The sequence below is a fragment of the Asaia platycodi JCM 25414 genome (genome assembly GCF_000614545.1).
Classification (GTDB): Bacteria; Pseudomonadota; Alphaproteobacteria; order Acetobacterales; family Acetobacteraceae; genus Asaia; species Asaia platycodi.
In genome coordinates this window covers 395,838-413,399 of record NZ_BAKW01000001.1, presented here as the reverse complement: position 1 = coordinate 413,399, position 17,562 = coordinate 395,838, and the positions used below count along the sequence as shown (strand labels likewise).

The following is a 17,562-nucleotide window of genomic DNA, read 5'->3' as shown; positions in this document are numbered from 1 at the left end:
ATACTCCTCCTTCCGGAGATAAGCTGGGCTGAGTCCCCCTCCTCCGGCAAAGACGAAACACCCGGCACCGCCGGCTTTTCCCGAAGGAGCTCGCGCGACGAAAAACAGGTTGCATCAACACCCTCAAATGCCGAGTTGGCACCCATCCACCCTTTGTCGGGGTCAGAAAGACAGGCGCCCCCGACCACGCCCTCTGGTTCGAAAGCCGATTATTGGGACGGCCTGGTTGCCCATATGACCGTAGAGGCCGGAATTGCCGCAAATCCCTGGACAAAATCCGGCAGGAATTTCGCGCAATTCTATACGGATCGGGCCAATACGGTCGTTTTGAACCAGATCGTCGGCTCTGTTTCTCACCCGGTAACCAGCGTTGGATCCGGCTATGGCATCGGCTTCATGGTCGAACTGATGTATGGTTCAGATTCCCGTTTCATACCGACAATTGGCATGGCCGACGGCATACTGACGGGCCTCTACCAGCTGGTGCCCCTGCAATCGCATATCGATGTCCATACTCCATGGATCATACCGCGCGGTATCGATTTTCAGCTGGGGCAGATGTTCGGCATGCTCGGAACGGAAGGGACTTCCGCTCTCACCCGGCCATTTTACACGTACAGCTATGCCGCCGACTATATCGTGCCCTTTGAAACAGTCGGTGTGATGTCCACGACCCATCTGAGTGATAAAATCGACTTGTTTCTCGGTATCGACGCGGGCAATTCCACGACCTTCGGCAATGCAGGCAATAATAACAGACCCAAAGGCACAGTCGGCTTTTCTTTTTCCCATCTCATGAACGGCAAGCTGGACGGGCATCTCATCGGACATTTCGGGCCACAGGGAAACAACAGCCGTCCTGTCACCTCCCCGGAAGGTTGGGTAAGCGCCGGTATGGGCCGGGTTGCCAACAACCTGATGCAATATAACGGCGATTTTCTGCTCACCTATCATTTCAACGACAGGCTGAGTGTCATGCTCGACACGATCTATATGCATGACAATGCCAATCGCGACGATCTCTACGGGTTCATTACCTATATGTCGTGGGACCTCAATCCATCGCTAAGGATCAATCTCCGGGGTGAGGTCTTTCGTGACAATACGGGAGCCGTCATCGCTTCCTATGAGGGCACGACGTCGAACCTCAACGCGATAAGAAATCGTCCTTATGCCTATTACATTGCGCCCCCCACCACTTACGGCGCTCTAACTGCCGGAGTGACCTACAGGCCGGATTTCGTGAACAAACGCCTTAGACTGGGACAATTCACGATCAGGCCTGAAATCCGCCTCGATAAATCGCTCAACGGCACACGTCCTTTCAATCGCTCGGCAACAGTGGCCGACCCGGTAGTACGCAACGGCACCAACAATATGTTCTGGTTCTCTTGCGATGCGATCTGGTCGTTCTGATGAATAACGACGCGCCCCTGCCTGTCCCGATGCTAAAGAACTTGAGGCGGGACAGGCAAACGCGCCCGCCATTTCTGACAACACCATGAAACGCTCGACTGAAAATCCCGGTTTCCGGCGGTGTTTGCAGAGTAACGGTGTCACCGAATACCCGAGAGGCAATTGATCCGGTATGGCCGTCGCAGCAAGCCTTCTGCTTTTTGCCGATCTGACACGCCTTTCGCTGCAGGACCTGCCCGCAGGAGCTCTGATACGACAATCAGGATCGGTAGAATATCTCTCTGTTGCGAAGACCAGCAACCCGGTCTCGCTGCGCCAGGGCAGCAGGCAAGTAAAAACACCTTCGCGTTCGACCGAAAAGCAGCACGGCGCCCTGTCACTAGGGGTCGCTATCCGGGGACGTTACGATTTGCGATTCAATGATCGTGGAAAGCGAGGTCAGGATCGCACGTCTAGTCACCTGTCTTATGACACGCTTATACTGACTGCCGATTACGATACGCCGGTTATTTTCGGTGCTGCCCAATACAGACTTTATGGGGGCAGCTTTCTTTACGGCAAAAACGCGGGTTACCAGAACTACCCTGGAGAGATCAGCTTTCCTTTATATGGCTATGTCGGGGCCAACATTACCCGTTCGACCAAAATCAGCGTCGGCCTTGCTCCGGTTCCCTTCGACGACCGCTGGTGGGGATCGTCATTCCTGAACAGCATTGGATTCATCTACGGGCTTGAGGAGGTCTATAATCCTGGTCTCGTCGCAAGCCACACTGCCGGCAAATGGTCATTCGACGCCGGTTTTTTCCCTACAATTGCCCCCAATGCGGTCGGGCGCAGTGCTGGCAGTGCCCGCTATTCCGTCAACATCGCCAAAAATGGCGCCTCGATCGATAACGGGTCGGATAATACGGAGCGCAACATGACAGTCGGACGCGTGCGCTATCAAACGGCTTCTGGCACAGACAGAAATTTCACGCTTACCGGGTCAATCTGGCTCTCCACGATCCGTAATCATGACACGCGCAGAAGCGGACAGCGCCGCGCTTTCTCCCTTAGTCTGAAACGTGAGACCGGACCATGGCGTTTCAAGCTTCAGGGGGTGCGTCAGGATATGAGCCTCAACAACCCCTACTCGAATGGATTTGTGACAGTTGGCGATTATGACTCACTTTATAACATCGCGAGCCGCACTACTATTCTATTTGCAGAAGTTGCGAGATCGCTCGATACAGGGAAACTCCCGGTTAAACTCAATCTTTTCGTCAATTATGCAGATGTCTGGAAAGATATCACCCCTCACGCGCCCAACACTCAAAGACTGAGCCTGGGCGCTTACTGGTCAGACAAGGCGACCAACCGGTTCCGGGTGTGGTCCGAATTCTATCTGAGCCGCAACGATCCCTATATTGGAGCTGGCCAGTTCACCAATGGAGCGGGCTCGGGTGGCGACAACCGATACAAATCTGCCTTCCTGATCGTTTTCGGTTATTATCTCTAGCATCGGCAAAAAGGCCGAAGATCCGGCGAGTGCATCAAGGGAGCATGCCGTATCCCTCTGATTGGCTGCTAAGCAATACGCTCGCATCATACTCAACGTCATCGTTCAATCCTCCGGCGCTTGTAAGCTCTTCTGGGCTCCTTACTGTGTCGTCCTGTGCTCGGTAAGGCCTCATCGACCTTCCCGCATTGCACCGCCTTTCGAGACTGTTATACTGTTCCAAACTCGAAAGGACTTTGCATGTCGCGCAAGACTCTTGCTGCGGCGTTGCTGGCTTCTGCCTGCTTCGCCCTTCCCCTTATCCCCGCCGCACACGCGGCTGAGCCTGCCAAGAGCGAGGCGCCCAAGGAGGGATTGGCGGCCCTGTTGCCGGCAGATTCCATCACCAAGCATCACCTGACCGCAGGCGGCCAAAGCATTGCCTATACCGCCCATGCAGGCACGGTCACGCTGCGTGACAAGGAGGGCAAGCCCTCCGCCAAGGTCTTTTACGTGGCCTATACGAAGGATGGGGCAAATGCCCAGACGCGCCCGGTCTCGTTCTTCTTCAATGGCGGGCCCGGCGCGGGCACGGCCTATCTGAATCTCGGTGCCGCTGGCCCACGCGTGCTGCAATTCCCGGCAGATCACCCGGAAGATGGCGCGCGTGCCCATCTGGCCGATAACCCCGATAGCTGGCTGCCTGCCACCGATATGGTGTTCATCGATGCCGTGGGCACGGGCTACTCCCAGCCGACAGACCCGAAAAAAGCCGCTGAGCAATTCTACAGCGTGACCAAGGATGGCGAGGCTTTTGCCAAGGCCATTGCGCTCTGGGTTGGCGAAAACGGGCGTCAGGGTTCACCGCATTATCTGGTGGGCGAGAGCTACGGTGGCATTCGCTCGGCACAGGTGGCCGATGCGTTGCAGCAACAGCAGAACCTCATCGTCAATGGCATTGTGATGATCTCACCCGCCATCCAGATGCAGTTTCTGGACAACACGAACAACCCGATGGCCTCGGCCATGGCGCTACCCACTTTCATCGCTTCGCATCTGTCGCAAACCGGCAAGCTGACGCCGCAGGCGGTGGATGAAGCCTATCACTATGCGCTCGGCCCGTATCTGACCACCATCGCCAATGCCCCGCCCAAGGGAGATGACGCGAAGAAATTCTACGCCGATCTCGCCGCTCGCACCGGCCTGCCGGTAGAAACTATCACCAAGGAAATGGGCGAGCCCAACCCGTTTGCGCATGACGTGCGCAGCCGCGATGGCCGCCTGTACGGCATTTACGATTTCACCCAGTCGATCCCCGATCCCTATGCCGATGGCATCGAGAATGGCCAGAGCCCGGAAATGACGCTGTCCGGCTTCGGGCGCGCCTATGGCAATGCCTATAGCGGCTATCTGGCCAATGAGCTCGGCTACAAGACAGATCTCACCTATGATCTGCTGAGCATGGACGTGAATGGTGCTTGGAAATTTACCAGCTCCGGCTCACAGCTGACCGATCAGGTCGGTATTATGCGCAAGATGTTGGCGCTTGACCCCAGCCTGCATATCTTCATTGCCAATGGCTATTTCGATATGGCCTGCCCGTTTGGCACGACGCGCTGGACCAAGGACCATATCCCGGTCGGTGCTGACCGTATCGCGCTACATCTCTATGAAGGCGGCCATATGCTTTACACCCGCCCTGCCAGCCGCGCCGCGCTAACGCGTGATGTCAGCACGTTTTACAGCGATACGTCGAAATAAGACCCTCCCCCATCACGGTGACAAAGAGCACCGTGATGGGAGACGCAGCCTGGATACCCTCCATGCGACGGTCTCGCGCTGAGGAGACGTCACGCATCAGGCTTCAATGATACTCAAGCCTGATGCGTTTCCTTCCCTCCATCGGCGAAAACAGCAATGGCTTCCTCAACATATTTTTTCTGGGGGAACGCGCCGAGCCAGGCCAAACCGCTTTCGAGCTGCATCTCGTCCATGGTGTCGTAGGAGGACTGCACGTCAATGTAGCCCTTGGCCAGGTTTAGTGCGTAGGACGGGATAATGCCCCAGCCGCCACTATGAACGAAAAGATCTCGCAAACCGCCATAGGAGTTGTATTCGATCAACTGCGGCGGTGGCTCCAGATCACGGGAATAGAGTAGAGCATCAAACCTGTCGCGCATGGCGATTCCCTTCTGCGGCAGTATCCAGAGATCCTCTCGATATACCCCCCAGTTTTCCACAATTTCTCGCACAGACCTTGCTCCGTGCTGCGATACGGCAACGCAACCGGCATGCAGCATGGGCAGAAACGAAACATGGCTATGACGGTCCATCTGGAAGGAATCGATGAAAATCATATCGAGTTCGCGCCGGTTGAGCATCTCGATCAGCGTGTTGCGCTCGCGATGAGTGATGCGAATGGTCCGATCCGGGCTGGCTTTCTTGATGGCCGACACACCACTCATGATGCGCGCCTCCAGACCCATGGCCTGTACGCCAATCGTCAGCGTGCCCATTTCAACTTCCCTGTATTCATTGACCATTTTGACAAGCTTATCGAGCTCATGACCGATCGACCGGCTCGATTCCACGACCAGCGTGCAGATATCGGTCGGTTGCATGCCGTGATGCGAGCGGATGAAAAGCTGTACACCGAGAATGCGCTCGATTTCCAGGCAGGATTTGGACAGTGCTGCAGGTGTCACATTCAGTTTCGCCGCTGCCGCCACAAGCGACTGCGTCTCACAGATAACATCGATAAAATGTAGATATCTGAGTTTGATTTTCCTGATGATCTGCTCATTCAAACTCTTCATTAAAACTTTTCCCCACCATCCAGTTCATGCACCTCTCGAGGCAGCCCAAAATCCGATCCTTCACGTCCATTCAGACCCGTCCACGTTCTTCACGAGGGCCAGATCCTCTGACTTTGCTCAGACCAAACCACACGCATCTGTGATCAACGCAGGTCAATTGTCTGTGATCGCAAGAATTTTCCAGTTTTTTGCACCTGTGACTCCGCAAAAACAGAATGAGACCGTCTGATTCTCAGCAAAGGGCGACGCACGCGCCGACGTCCTTGCCAACCTGGCACCAGGCAAAAAAGCTTCATTTTCAGTCTGTAATTGAAGTTTCATCACTTCGAGAGGACGAATGGAATACCCGCTTTACCTCGTCTGAACAGAGCAAAATAGCGTTCGGACGCGCTTGTCTCGGCCCAACCAAGTCGTGGCGCAGTATGACACTGCATTGCACCATGCATGAACCACCACAACTTTAACTTTTAGTTGAACACCATGAACCAGAATTCGGTTTCTTGGCATCTGTTTTTCTTCCAGAGGAAGAGCTCTTGGTTATCAGATAGAAAACTAGACAATAGATCAGGATAAATATCAGAGCATATCGTGCTTATGACGGTTAATACTGGAACTACTTGATCGATCTTCTGTCGACTCCAAGCGACTTACTATCGATCGACCGGTATATGGGCCATGCCTTTGAATATCGTCGACGCACCGCGCCCAAATTGCAGGAAGGGAGAGACAGCATGCAGGTCGATACGACGAAGGAGGCCAGCGACACGCTCGCCAGCACCGAAACAGGAAAGAATATCGGAATTTGGGACGGCTACCTTTCCTCCGGACCAACGGATCTCGCAACAAGCGGCACGACATCAGGCTCTTTGTTCAGTGGCGATAAGGGGCGCCTGACGGTCAATTATGATGATCGCAGTTTCACCTATCAGGCTGCCGACGGAACCATCACGACGCTCAATCGACAAGACGTTCTCGCTGCCCGGCATTTCGAACACAGCCTTGGGGGGCGGCACACTTGCCTTTACCGATGAGCAGGGAAAGCTCTGGATCTTCTCGCAAAATGCCGCTGCGGCCAATTCACGTTGGACTTATTATGCCACGAGCGGCGGCATATTGAATGTTGTCGTAACCAATCCGGGTGGCGGCGCCATACAGACAAATGGCGCAGCCTCGTCAGATCTTTGGTTAAGTGAACAGAAATACGCCATTCAATCACCCCCAGTACATATCATGAAATGGACAGGCTATCTCAGCGGGGATCCAACGAAACTGGGCACATCTCAGCAAAGCGGCTCACTGGTCAATCCCGCACAGGGGGAGCTCTTCGTCGATTATACCAATCGCAGCTTCACCTACCAATCCGCTGATGGCACCCAGACGACGGGAAAAATCGTCGCGACCTTTCCGATATCCGGCGGGTATGGCCTGACTCTCGGCGCAGGTATTCTGGCGTTCACGGACGAGCAAGGACAGCTCTGGATCTTCTCCCAAAATCCTGCAGGTGCCAACGCCAGATGGACCTATTATCCTACAACCGGGGGAGGCCTGCTCAATATTGTGACAAAGGGGCCGAACGGCAGCGGGGCTGTACAATCGGCAGGTAATGCCTCCACAGATCTTTGGTATGACGAGCGCGAATACGGCACAGCCGTGCCCGAAATCTGCTATCTTCCCGGCACACTCATCGCTACACCGCAGGGCCATAGGCCGATCGAAACCCTGAGCGCAGGCGACGAGGTTTTCGTTCTTCGCGGCAGCGCAATCGTGTCTGAAAAGATTATCTGGGCGGGTTCAGGGCTCTGCACGACGCGCACAACCCGTTATAGGGATCTCGCAGGTTACCCTGTGCGCATCCGTGCCGGTGCGCTCGGCGATGCGCTGCCTCACAAAGACCTGTTTGTGACCCCCGAGCATTGCCTCTTTCTCGACGGTGGCCTCATTCCTGCGCGCATGCTGGTCAATGGGCACTCGATCACCTACGAAGAAACGCTCTCCACTTACAGCTATCATCACATTGAACTGGCACGTCACGGCCTGATTTTCGCTAACGGCGCCCTGAGCGAAAGCTACCTCGATACCGGCAACCGTTTCATTTTCGGATTCCAGACAAAGATATCGCCAACTGTTGAACCCGGAAAATCGCGCTCCTGGCAGAAAGACGCCGCAGCGCCGCTCATGACGGATCAGGACTTCGTCGAGCCGGTCTGGCGCCGATTAGCCGCACTTTGCGGTGCACCCACATGCAGCGCTCGTCCTTCCTGCCCCTCTGAGGAAATCGCTCTCGAAACGCTAGACGGACAGACTATCCTGCCCCTACGCACGCGCGATGATGGCTATGTGTTCCGTTTTCATCCGAAGGGGCAGGCTGTTTATCTCAAAGCGCCGACGCGCAGACCCTGCGACACAATCGGTCCATTTCTGGATGATCGTCGTGAACTGGGGGTGCTGGTGCAAGGCATCCAGATCTTCACACCGGAAGACTGTTTCGATATCCACCCGAACAGCATATCCGGGGCCAGAACCGGCTGGAACGATATCGAAGCCCAGACCCAACGCTGGACAAAGAGCAAAGCGCTCATTCCGCTGGGAAAGGCCGAACTCAATGAGCCCGTGGTCCTATTCATTTCCGCCGTGACCAGCACGAACATTCAGAAAGAGCGGCACGCGCTCTAGATTTTCTATGTTGAGAGGGACACCTCCCTCTCAACACGCATTCTGCATGCATTCGCAGCAGCTTACTTCGAACTCAGAGCGTTTATCATCCCCCGCTCCATATTGGTCGCTTGGGGGGCGATCTCACCGTTCTGTATTGCTCATCAGAAGAAGCCAAGCTTTTCTTCGCTGTAGCTCACCAGAAGATTTTTTGTCTGCTGATAATGGTCGAGCAGCATTTTGTGGGTTTCGCGACCGATACCCGATTTCTTGTAGCCGCCAAAGGCCGCATGAGCCGGATAGGCGTGATAGCAATTGATCCAGACACGGCCGGCCTGAATGCCGCGCCCCATGCGATAACAAGTATTAGAATCCCGGCTCCAGACGCCAGCGCCAAGACCGAACTCAGTATCGTTGGCGATGGCAAGCGCTTCTGCTTCCGTCCTGAACGTCGTCACAGCCAGAACAGGACCAAAGATTTCCTCCTGGAAAATCCGCATCTTGTTATGGCCCTTGAAGACTGTTGGTTCGATATAAAAACCGTTTTCCAGGCCTTCACCCAGTTTTGCAGCGCTACCACCCGTCAGCACCTTGGCGCCTTCCTCCTTGCCGATCTGGATATAGGACAGGATTTTATCCTGCTGCATCTGCGAATTCTGCGCCCCCATCATTGTCTGGGGATCAAGTGGGTCACCCTGTCTGATCGCCCGAACGCGCGGAAGCACTTTTTCCATAAAGCGGTCGAAAATGGATTCATGTACCAGAGCGCGGCTCGGACAGGAGCAGATCTGCCCCTGATTGAGCGCGAACATGGCAAAGCCTTCTATCGCCTTGTCGAGATAGGCATCATCGCTATCCATGATATCAGCAAAAAAGACGTTGGGCGATTTGCCGCCTAGTTCGAGCGTCGCCGGAATGAGGCTTTCTGCCGCCGCATGCGCGATGGTCTTGCCCACGCCCGTCGAACCCGTGAATGCCACCTTGGCGATGCGCGAACTCTTGGCGAGATAATCGCCCACGTCACGCCCCGTGCCGTTGACGATATTCAGCACACCGGGCGGGAACAGATCGCCGATGATGTCGAGCACGACCAGAATGCTGGCGGGCGTCGTCTGGGCAGGTTTCATCACCACGCAATTTCCCGCCGCCAGCGCCGGGGCAAGTTTCCATGCTGCCATCAGGATAGGAAAATTCCACGGGATGATCTGTGCAACGACACCGAGCGGCTCATGAAAATGATAGGCCACCGTCGTGTCGTTGATCTCACCAAGACTGCCTTCCTGCGCCCGAATACAGCCCGCAAAATAGCGGAAATGATCGATGGCGAGCGGAATATCGGCGTTGAGCGTTTCACGGATGGGCTTGCCGTTATCCCAGGTTTCAGCGCGGGCTATAAGGTCAAGATTGGCCTCCATCCGGTCGGCAGCCTTGAGCAACAGCAAAGCGCGATCAGCAACTGAAGTCTTGCCCCAGGCGGCACGCGCCTGTTCGGCGGCGTCCAAGGCAAGATCGATATCTGCCGGGGTCGACTGAGGCACCTGACAAAGCACACGACCATCTACGGGAGAATGGTTGTCGACATAATGGCCGGAAACCGGCTCGCGCCATTGCCCCCCGATGAAATTGCCATAGCGTTCGCGGAACGGGGGAGCAGCCTTCAAGCCGGACATGACGACGATCCTCTTGCTGATGGCGACGCAAGTTCAGGTGCATTTCGCACCGCAGGAAGACCGGAAAAGCCTCCGCGAGCACCGCCTCGAAACAAAATTGACGTTACAGTTAACATCGATAGTGAGAGAACCACGAATTGCCGGACAGGGTTACTCACCCTCGCGCGAGGTCACCGCTTCGTGAAAATCGGGAAGCCCGACGAAGGTGACACGCATGCAGGGCAAGCCTTATCGGTGACGTCATTCCAGACCTGTAGTTCATCTTCAAAGCGCTGTGTCTCGCGCAGAACGAAAAATTACCCCACATCGGTGTTTCAGCGCCTGATATCAGGGCGCATCCATCAATTTCGGTGCGGCAAAGCGGCGGTTTTGCAGGACTGGCAGGTCACGTCGCGCTTTTTGCAACTGGGCCAGGTCGAGTGTCTCGATCACCAGCCCGGTGACACACTGCGAGCCGCGATGACGACACCCAGCGGATCGATGATCATGCTGTTACCGATATTCTGCGGGCCGCATTCTCCTGCTCCCAGCACGAAGCAGGTATTTTCGAGCGCACGCGCCGCCAGCATCAATTCCCAATGACGCTCCTTCCCCGGCCCGCGCAGCCAGGCAGCCGGAACAACCAGGATCTCGGCACCTGCAAGCGCCAGGTAACGCGCGATTTCAGGAAAGCGCACGTCGTAGCAGGTCATGAATCCGATCTTCATGCCGTCCAGCGTCAAAACGGGTGGCAACTCATGACCGGGCGCGATCAGCCGGGATTCCTGCATGGCGAAAGCGTCGTAAAGATGCAGCTTCTGATAGCGCGCAATGAGTGTGCCATCGTGCATGACCACCAGCGTGTTATGGAAACGTCCTGCACCGTCTGGCACATTGACGCAAAAGGCGAGCATGATGCCCTCGCTCGCAGGAAGCAGTCCGGAGACGAAAGGGCCATCCAGTGGCTGTGCGGTGCGCAAAACATGGTCCGGGTCTGACGGATCGCGCGCCAGTATCCCCTCCGGCAGGACGACAAGTCGAGCACCGCCCGCTTTAGCATCGGCAATCTGCGAAAGGCACCGCTCGAGATTCGTCTCCCATGAGGTCGACACTACCAACTGCCCTAGCGCCACACGCATGAGTACCCTCCACCAATCGCCTCGTCAGTGATGCTAGACGTTATGCCATTAGGGTCCAATTGTTTTTTGTAGGGAACAAATATTCAACGGGATTCATACCGAAGCGTGGTCGGAAAATAGAAAACTCAGTATATATTCAATGAATAGATATGATATAGAAAAATTATCGTGAGGATAGAAACCTTATCATCTTTATTATCTATAGAAATATCAGGTTGGTCAGCGACTCTCTTCTTTACCCAGCTCCAGGGAATACGGGGGGATCTGGCTTGACGAGCTGCAAGAGCCTTTTATTTCTCGCAGTACCTCAGGAGAAGAAGATCATGTCATCGCGTTTGAAGGCGGGCTTGCTCGCAACTACGCTCTGTGCCCTCCCCCTTTCAAGCTATGCTGAAGCCAGATCCGCTCTCGACGCGCGGGTCGATGTCACGCTCGCCAAGCTTGGTCGCCCCCAACTCGAGGCGCTGATTGTCACCCATATTCCCGAACTGATGCAAAACCCTGCCGATGCAGGCGACGCTCAGCATTCTGCAGCCTGGTCGCCCGCCATGCCCGAACAAGGCATCGCCGCCATTACCGAAACCGATGGCACGATCGGCGTCGCGCCCGCGTTCAGGATGCGCGCTATGAGAGCACGGCCTATCCTGCGGCGCTCGCGAGCGCCGCATCATGGAACCCGGCCCTGCTCGAAGCCCTCGGCCGTTCGGTCGGGCGCGATGCGCACGATCGCGGTTTCAACATCCTCCTCTCTGGAGGCACCAATCTGACACGCGACCCGCGGGGCGGCCGCAACTTCGAGTATTTTGGCGAAGATCCCCTTCTGGTTGGCCGCCTTGCCGGTTTTTATGCGAAAGGCGCGCAGTCGAACCATATCGTCGCGACCATCAAGCATTTTGCTCTCAACGATTACGAAACCGGTCGCACGCAATATGACGTCTCTATTCCACGCGACGCCGCGATGGAATCCGACCTGCTCGCCTTCAATATTGCCCTGCGCCTTGGCAAGCCCGGCGCAGTCATGTGCGCCTATAACATGGTCTGGGGCTCCTATAGTTGCGAGAGCAAGCCGCTCCTGAACGACATCCTGCGCCGCCAGTGGCGCTATCCCGGCTATGTCATGTCAGATTGGGGCGCCGTCCACAGCACGAAGAACTCTGCCGAAGCCGGACTGAACCAGGAATCTGGCGCCGAGATAGACACGGCGATCGGGCTTGGCGGGACCGGCATGTTGCAGGATTCCCCGATGTCGGCAGCGACGAAAAAACGCATCGCCGATGCCGTCAAGGATGGCACGTTATTCGGCCTGGCGTTTTACGCCCCTCGACAACTGGATTCCGTGGTCTCTGACGATGCATTGCGAGCCATGGCGCGCCCAATTCTCTACGGTCTTTTCGCCACCGGAGCAGAGCAACCCATCGAAAAGAGGCCGGTCGACCGGGCCGCAGGATACAAGACGGCACTCGAAGCCGCACAACAAGGCATCGTTCTGCTCAAGAACGACAAGACAGCTCTTCCTCTGGCCAAAACGACCAGATCGATCGCGGTGATCGGTGGGCATGCTGATAAGGGGGTGATTTCGGGGGGCGGCTCACCCACGGTCCTGCCCTTCGGTGGCAATGCGATCCCGCAGCAGGGATCGGAGATCATGTCGCAGCGGGTCTGGGATCCGTCTCCGCCGCTCACTTTCATGCGCCGTCTGGCACCCCAGGCAGCCATCTCCTTTACCGAAGAGACCGATCTGAGGGAAGCTGCGCGGGCGGCGAAGCGGGCCGATGCGGTGGTGCTATTCATTGCCCAGTGGTCGACCGAAGGGCGTGACCGCGCCAGTCTCTCACTGACTGACGCTCAGAACAAGCTGATCACGCAATTGCCCGTGCCAACCCGAATGTGACAGTCGTGCTCGAAACCGAAGGGCCGGTGCTGATGCCCTGGCTGGGTCAGGTACGTGCCGTGGTTCAGGCCTGGTATCCCGGCATTGCCGGTGGCGAGGCCATCGCCCAGATCCTGTTCGGCGATGTCAATCCTTCGGGCCATCTGCCTCTCAGCTTCCCGCTCTCGGAAAACGACCTGCCTCGTCCCGCCCTGCCAGTGGCTCCACCTCTCACGGAGGGACGTCCAACCACCTTCACGATCGCTTATGATGAAGGCGCCGATGTCGGCTATCGCTGGTTTGCCCGCGCAGGAAAGAAGGTCCTGTTCCCGTTCGGCCACGGCCTGTCTTACGCCCGCTTCACCTATGATCATTTTGTCGTAAAGGCGGATCGCACGCCCCTCGCCACGCTGACGGTACGTAATGACAGCAATCGCGATGGAAGCGATGTGGTTCAGCTTTATGCTGAAGGACAGGGCATCGGGAGGCGTCTGGTTGGCTGGCAGCGCGTGACCGTCCCGGCACATCAAAGCCGTGACGTCGCGATTCCTGTCGACCTACAGACGATCGCCCGTTTCTCTCAGAGGGATAATCGCTGGCACGTCACGCCTGGCAGCTATCAGCTTCGTGTCGCACACTCAGCCACCGATGAAGCCTGATCAGCCCGACACTGATTAGGGACACCACGATCGCAGGCACCGAACCTTTATCGGAATAACCTCTCGGAGCGGGCTCTACCGGCCATTTCAGCTGGTGGAGCCCGCTGAAAGAACACTCCCGCATAGACGCACGGACACGCCTGAAGCCAGCCGACAGTCCTCAGCTCAGCCCTGCAGTTTCGAGCGACGCTGCAAGCTGCGCGATGAAATGCGAGTCAACTTTCCAGCCAGCAAGGTCCGCCGCCACAAGTATGGCCCCACCAATTGGAGGCAGACCCGGCGCCTGAGGGGCGCCGCACTCCCGAGCCAGAGCCTCGCGCAACATTGCATTGCGCATGGTGCCACCCGCATAGCTCCACGGCAGAGTCTGCCCGTTCAGCCTGTGACGCAGGGCGTGCACATGGCGTGCGAGAGCCTGTGCCGCCCGGGTGACAATATCTTGAGAGACCTCGCAGCCTTGTTCAGCGAAGCGCCCAATCTCTACAGCCAGAGCTGCAACGCTGGGACGCACCTCACCGAGATTGGCATACCATTCCTGAAGAGCGGCACTGCAGAGCGCTGTTTCCTCCGGCCATCCCTGAAGGCAGAAAAGCGCGACACGAAGCCGCTCTCATTTTCCACCCGCCCATCCAGACAGTGCGAAAACCGGGCTAATGCCAGACGACCAATCCAGTAGGCACTCCCCTCATCGCCGAACAAGCTACCCCAGCCACCGACACGGGCTGTCTCGCCATCCTCGCCCACGCCCCAGGCCATCGATCCAGTGCCTGAGAGCAGCAGAATGCCCGGCCGGTTCAGAAAAGCCCCTCGACAGGCCATATCGACGTCATTGTGAATACTGTGGGGGGACGGACATAACGAGGCCAGGGTCTCTTCGAGCTCGCGACTCAGACGGCCACTTTCGCCAAAACCTGCCATGCCGAAGGCTGCGGCGGCGAGATTTGCCTGCTGGTCCGCCATCAACCCGGCCACCACACTGCGCCAATCCGGCACATCGAAAGGGTTCGATCCGCCTGCCTTGCGGCAAAGGGCGATCGTTGCATCCGGGCGCACGCGCAAGAGCAGTGTTTTCGTACCGCCACCGTCAATGGCGATTATCTCGGTTTTCCGCACGTTGGTTCCGTTTTTAAACCGTTGAAACGCGCCCGGAACTTCTCCGGCGCGCGCATCGAGTCAAGCGTGGTCTCTCGACCTTCACGCCAGTGTCAGAACCCTGTCGAGAGTGAGACGAGCGCCGCGAAATTACCGCCGACGAGATAGATCGGCGAACCCGCCTTGGTCGTATTACCGTAAATTCCCGTTCGTGATTTGGCGCTGGTCACGAAACTTGCTGGCGCGGAGCGATAGAGATTATTGCCGACATTCACCAGATTGAGCTGAATCTTCGGTCCGCTCAGGTGAGGCACATGCGGCAATCTGTAGCCCAGAGTAATATCAGACAGCACATAGGCCGGCATGCGCTGATCATTCATGAAGCTGGAGAATTGCGAGCTGATATAGCGCAGGCTGAAATTGCCAAAAAACCGCTTGTTATCGTCATAGGCCAACCCGACCGACGCCGTGACATGGGGCGTCGCCACCATGGTCTTACCCGCAGTCGGCAGATAATCGATGACCGATTGCCCCGCTGCGTTGGTTGCCGAGACCGGCAGATTGTTATCGGTTGTCGCGTGCAGATACTGTGCCGATACGTAAGGGCTGAGGTGATGCCAGGGCGTGAGGCCGAGCTCTCCCTGAATGCCGCGTATGGTCTCACCACCGACATTGATAGGCGTCGAAACCAGCGTGTTCGTGCCCGGAATATAAGACGTCGAGCTGACCTGGTGATTGGTCAGATTCATGTTGAAGGCGGAGACCTGAAAATGGATCAAGGTGCCGTTGTGACGATAGCCGATTTCCTCGCCAATGCCGTATTCCCCTTTCAGATTTCCGGGCTGCGACGTCGCCCCAACGGAATTCGGATCGAAGATCTGACTATAGGCCTGCACCGAGGCAGGCGCGCGAAAGGAGGTCGTGCCATTGACGTAAATCTGGTCCCTGGAGGTCAGAGAATAGCTGATCGCTACCTGCGGCAGCGGGGCAAAATAGTTACGTGCAGTCTTGTACGGGTCGGCTCCCGGCACATCATTCGTGCCCTGACGCGACACCATAACGGTACGGAACCCTGCGCTGAGTGTCAGCTTGTCATCCACAAGCTTGAGCGTATCGGCGATAAAAAGCGCATTGGTCTGCTGCATGAAGTTCAGATTATACCCGCTCAGCAGCGCTCCACCCGGCACCCTGATGCCATAAGCGCCATAGGAGTTAGCTGCCTTGCCCGAGAAATCGACCGTCGCAAATGTCGAGTGCTCCTCATGCGTGGCGTAGGAGTACCAGTAGCCGCCCGATAAGGTGTTGTGCCCTGAGGTCCAGTCAAGCGACGTGTTGACCGCACCCACCTTCTGGTTCCAGGGATCCACGGCAACCGTCGTGACTTTGCCACCGGTGACGTAGGGCTGGTTCAGATTACCATACACCTGCGTGCCGAATGTGCCGCCCGAAGCAGGAATATTCTCCCCTCCCACGGCCGGACCGTGCTGATGCACAAAATAGGGTGTGACGCTGAGCTTCAGACCGCGGGCCAGAGTGAAATGGGTTGGCACCACAACATCGAGCGAATTCAGATTGCTCAATTGCAGTTTGTAATAACTGGCATCGCCCGGCGTATAGTGATCGCTGTAGCTCAGCCCCTCACCCCATTGCTTCCACTGGGCCGCTGTGGGTGAGCGAAAAGGTGTCTGTTCCTGGCGGTTAAAACCGAACACAGCTGTAACCGAATTACCCTCGCCCCACTCTTTCAGAAATTTCGCATCGACGTGGTAGCGCTTCAGCCCACCCGGGCCGCGCCAGTTGTTATTGGATTGATGAGAAAGTGACACGAAGCCCCGAATGCCCGAACGGCCGATATCACCCGTATCGAGACGCAGAAACTCCTTGTTGGCGCTCTTGTTGCCGCCCATCAGATTGATGAACCCGCCATATTTATGAGACGGGTTCAGCGCTGTTGCTGAAATTTGGCCGCCCACCGCGTTGAATGTCGGCGCGTTCAGATCTGGCGAGCCTTGAGAGACCGTGACCGATCCGAGATTTTCAGTATCGACCAGCATGGCCGTGTACGGTTCGTAATTGATAGGATCGGCCAGAGGCGCCCCTTCGAACAAATAGCCGATCTGGCTCTGGTTCATGCCGCGCATGGTAATGTTGTCGCCTGCCGTCGCAAGAGGGCTCTGATTGGCGTAAACCACGCCCGGGAGATTGGCGATCATTGAGGAGATATTGCCCGTTGGGGCCTGCTTGGCGATGAAGTCGCGCGTCACGCCGCTCTGCGAGCGCGGCGCAGTCTGCCTTGGCATGAGACCACCACCCGGTGTCGTGTTGCTGGTGCCATCGGCGTGCCGCCCCGCTGCCTTGACGGAAATTTCCTCCGCCTGCGGATTAGCCCCCAAAACGGATCCCTCGGTGGCGTTGCCGGATCTGTGCCGGACGAGACAGGCTTATGATCGCCCTCCGCCGGCGACGCAGCGAGCGCCGACAGAGTGCCCGTCATATAATTCATTGCGAATGCGGAACAAAATAGAAAGAGATCACGTCTCATATGTCGCATGGTCAACTCCCGCCGGTTGGGCTTCAATTTGGTTGAGACGTAGAGTCAGCGGAAGATGTTGTTTTTCACCGCCTTATTCCACCGTATTGAGAGACGTTAAACGGCACGTTTCGCTATCGCAATTGTTTATTCGTGAAATTAAATGATTTCTTCCAAATTTGGCTTTCTTCCATCAAATATCCCAATACCAGTCACGATCCGGTGTTCAACAGAGGTGTTTTATTTAATTTAACTCGATAAA

Annotated in this window: 12 protein-coding genes and 1 pseudogene; 7 read left to right on the top strand and 6 right to left on the bottom strand. The window is 56.4% G+C overall.

What is annotated here, in order from left to right; translation table 11 throughout:
• Positions 1 to 18: 18 nt before the first annotated feature.
• From JCM25414_RS01820 to JCM25414_RS01810, 3 genes are all read left to right on the top strand, one after another.
• Entirely contained in the window at positions 19 to 1,416 is a 1,398-nt protein-coding gene (locus JCM25414_RS01820) for an outer membrane beta-barrel protein (RefSeq protein WP_408734858.1), read from the top strand.
• A gap of 172 nt (positions 1,417 to 1,588) precedes the next feature.
• Complete coding sequence (locus tag JCM25414_RS01815) at positions 1,589 to 2,914, top strand: hypothetical protein (protein ID WP_025840544.1); 1,326 nt, start codon at positions 1,589 to 1,591, stop codon at positions 2,912 to 2,914.
• A gap of 240 nt (positions 2,915 to 3,154) precedes the next feature.
• Positions 3,155 to 4,654 (top strand): S10 family peptidase, encoded by a 1,500-nt coding sequence (locus JCM25414_RS01810; protein WP_025840543.1) that lies wholly within the window; start codon positions 3,155 to 3,157, stop codon positions 4,652 to 4,654.
• A gap of 113 nt (positions 4,655 to 4,767) precedes the next feature.
• Here the strand turns inward: JCM25414_RS01810 and JCM25414_RS01805 are convergent, their stop codons facing one another.
• Positions 4,768 to 5,709, bottom strand: coding sequence for a LysR family transcriptional regulator (locus JCM25414_RS01805; RefSeq protein WP_025840542.1), 942 nt, complete (start codon positions 5,707 to 5,709; stop codon positions 4,768 to 4,770).
• A 617-nt stretch (positions 5,710 to 6,326) separates the two neighbouring features.
• Between JCM25414_RS01805 and JCM25414_RS23245 the strand changes: the two genes are divergently transcribed.
• Both JCM25414_RS23245 and JCM25414_RS21220 read left to right on the top strand, forming a co-directional pair.
• Positions 6,327 to 6,740, top strand: a complete 414-nt coding sequence (locus JCM25414_RS23245; RefSeq protein ID WP_159101689.1) for a hypothetical protein — start codon at positions 6,327 to 6,329, stop codon at positions 6,738 to 6,740.
• A complete protein-coding gene (locus tag JCM25414_RS21220) occupies positions 6,709 to 8,382 on the top strand; it encodes a Hint domain-containing protein (protein WP_025840540.1) in 1,674 nt (557 codons plus the stop codon). The genes JCM25414_RS23245 and JCM25414_RS21220 overlap by 32 nt, the downstream gene beginning before the upstream one ends.
• Positions 8,383 to 8,525: 143 nt before the next feature.
• Here the strand turns inward: JCM25414_RS21220 and exaC are convergent, their stop codons facing one another.
• Complete coding sequence (exaC, locus tag JCM25414_RS01790; RefSeq protein ID WP_025840538.1) at positions 8,526 to 10,031, bottom strand: acetaldehyde dehydrogenase ExaC; 1,506 nt, start codon at positions 10,029 to 10,031, stop codon at positions 8,526 to 8,528.
• 428 nt (positions 10,032 to 10,459) lie between these two features.
• Positions 10,460 to 11,149: a nitrilase-related carbon-nitrogen hydrolase gene (locus JCM25414_RS16045; protein WP_242403244.1), complete on the bottom strand. Its 690-nt coding sequence runs from the start codon at positions 11,147 to 11,149 to the stop codon at positions 10,460 to 10,462.
• 400 nt (positions 11,150 to 11,549) lie between these two features.
• On the opposite strand from JCM25414_RS16045, the pseudogene JCM25414_RS21205 reads away from it, so the two are divergent.
• Positions 11,550 to 13,312: pseudogene (locus JCM25414_RS21205) on the top strand (glycoside hydrolase family 3 protein); the annotation flags it as partial.
• A gap of 156 nt (positions 13,313 to 13,468) precedes the next feature.
• Entirely contained in the window at positions 13,469 to 13,678 is a 210-nt protein-coding gene (locus JCM25414_RS26295) for a fibronectin type III-like domain-contianing protein (protein ID WP_369345964.1), read from the top strand.
• A 160-nt stretch (positions 13,679 to 13,838) separates the two neighbouring features.
• Here the strand turns inward: JCM25414_RS26295 and JCM25414_RS24180 are convergent, their stop codons facing one another.
• The 3 genes from JCM25414_RS24180 to JCM25414_RS01770 all read right to left on the bottom strand — a co-directional run bounded on the left by JCM25414_RS24180 (position 13,839) and on the right by JCM25414_RS01770 (position 17,163).
• A complete protein-coding gene (locus JCM25414_RS24180) occupies positions 13,839 to 14,189 on the bottom strand; it encodes a hypothetical protein (RefSeq protein WP_051535617.1) in 351 nt (116 codons plus the stop codon).
• Positions 14,159 to 14,791: an N-acetylglucosamine kinase gene (locus JCM25414_RS16035; RefSeq protein WP_051535616.1), complete on the bottom strand. Its 633-nt coding sequence runs from the start codon at positions 14,789 to 14,791 to the stop codon at positions 14,159 to 14,161. The genes JCM25414_RS24180 and JCM25414_RS16035 overlap by 31 nt, the downstream gene beginning before the upstream one ends.
• A 92-nt stretch (positions 14,792 to 14,883) precedes the next feature.
• Positions 14,884 to 17,163: a TonB-dependent receptor gene (locus JCM25414_RS01770; protein ID WP_025840537.1), complete on the bottom strand. Its 2,280-nt coding sequence runs from the start codon at positions 17,161 to 17,163 to the stop codon at positions 14,884 to 14,886.
• Positions 17,164 to 17,562 lie beyond the last annotated feature (399 nt).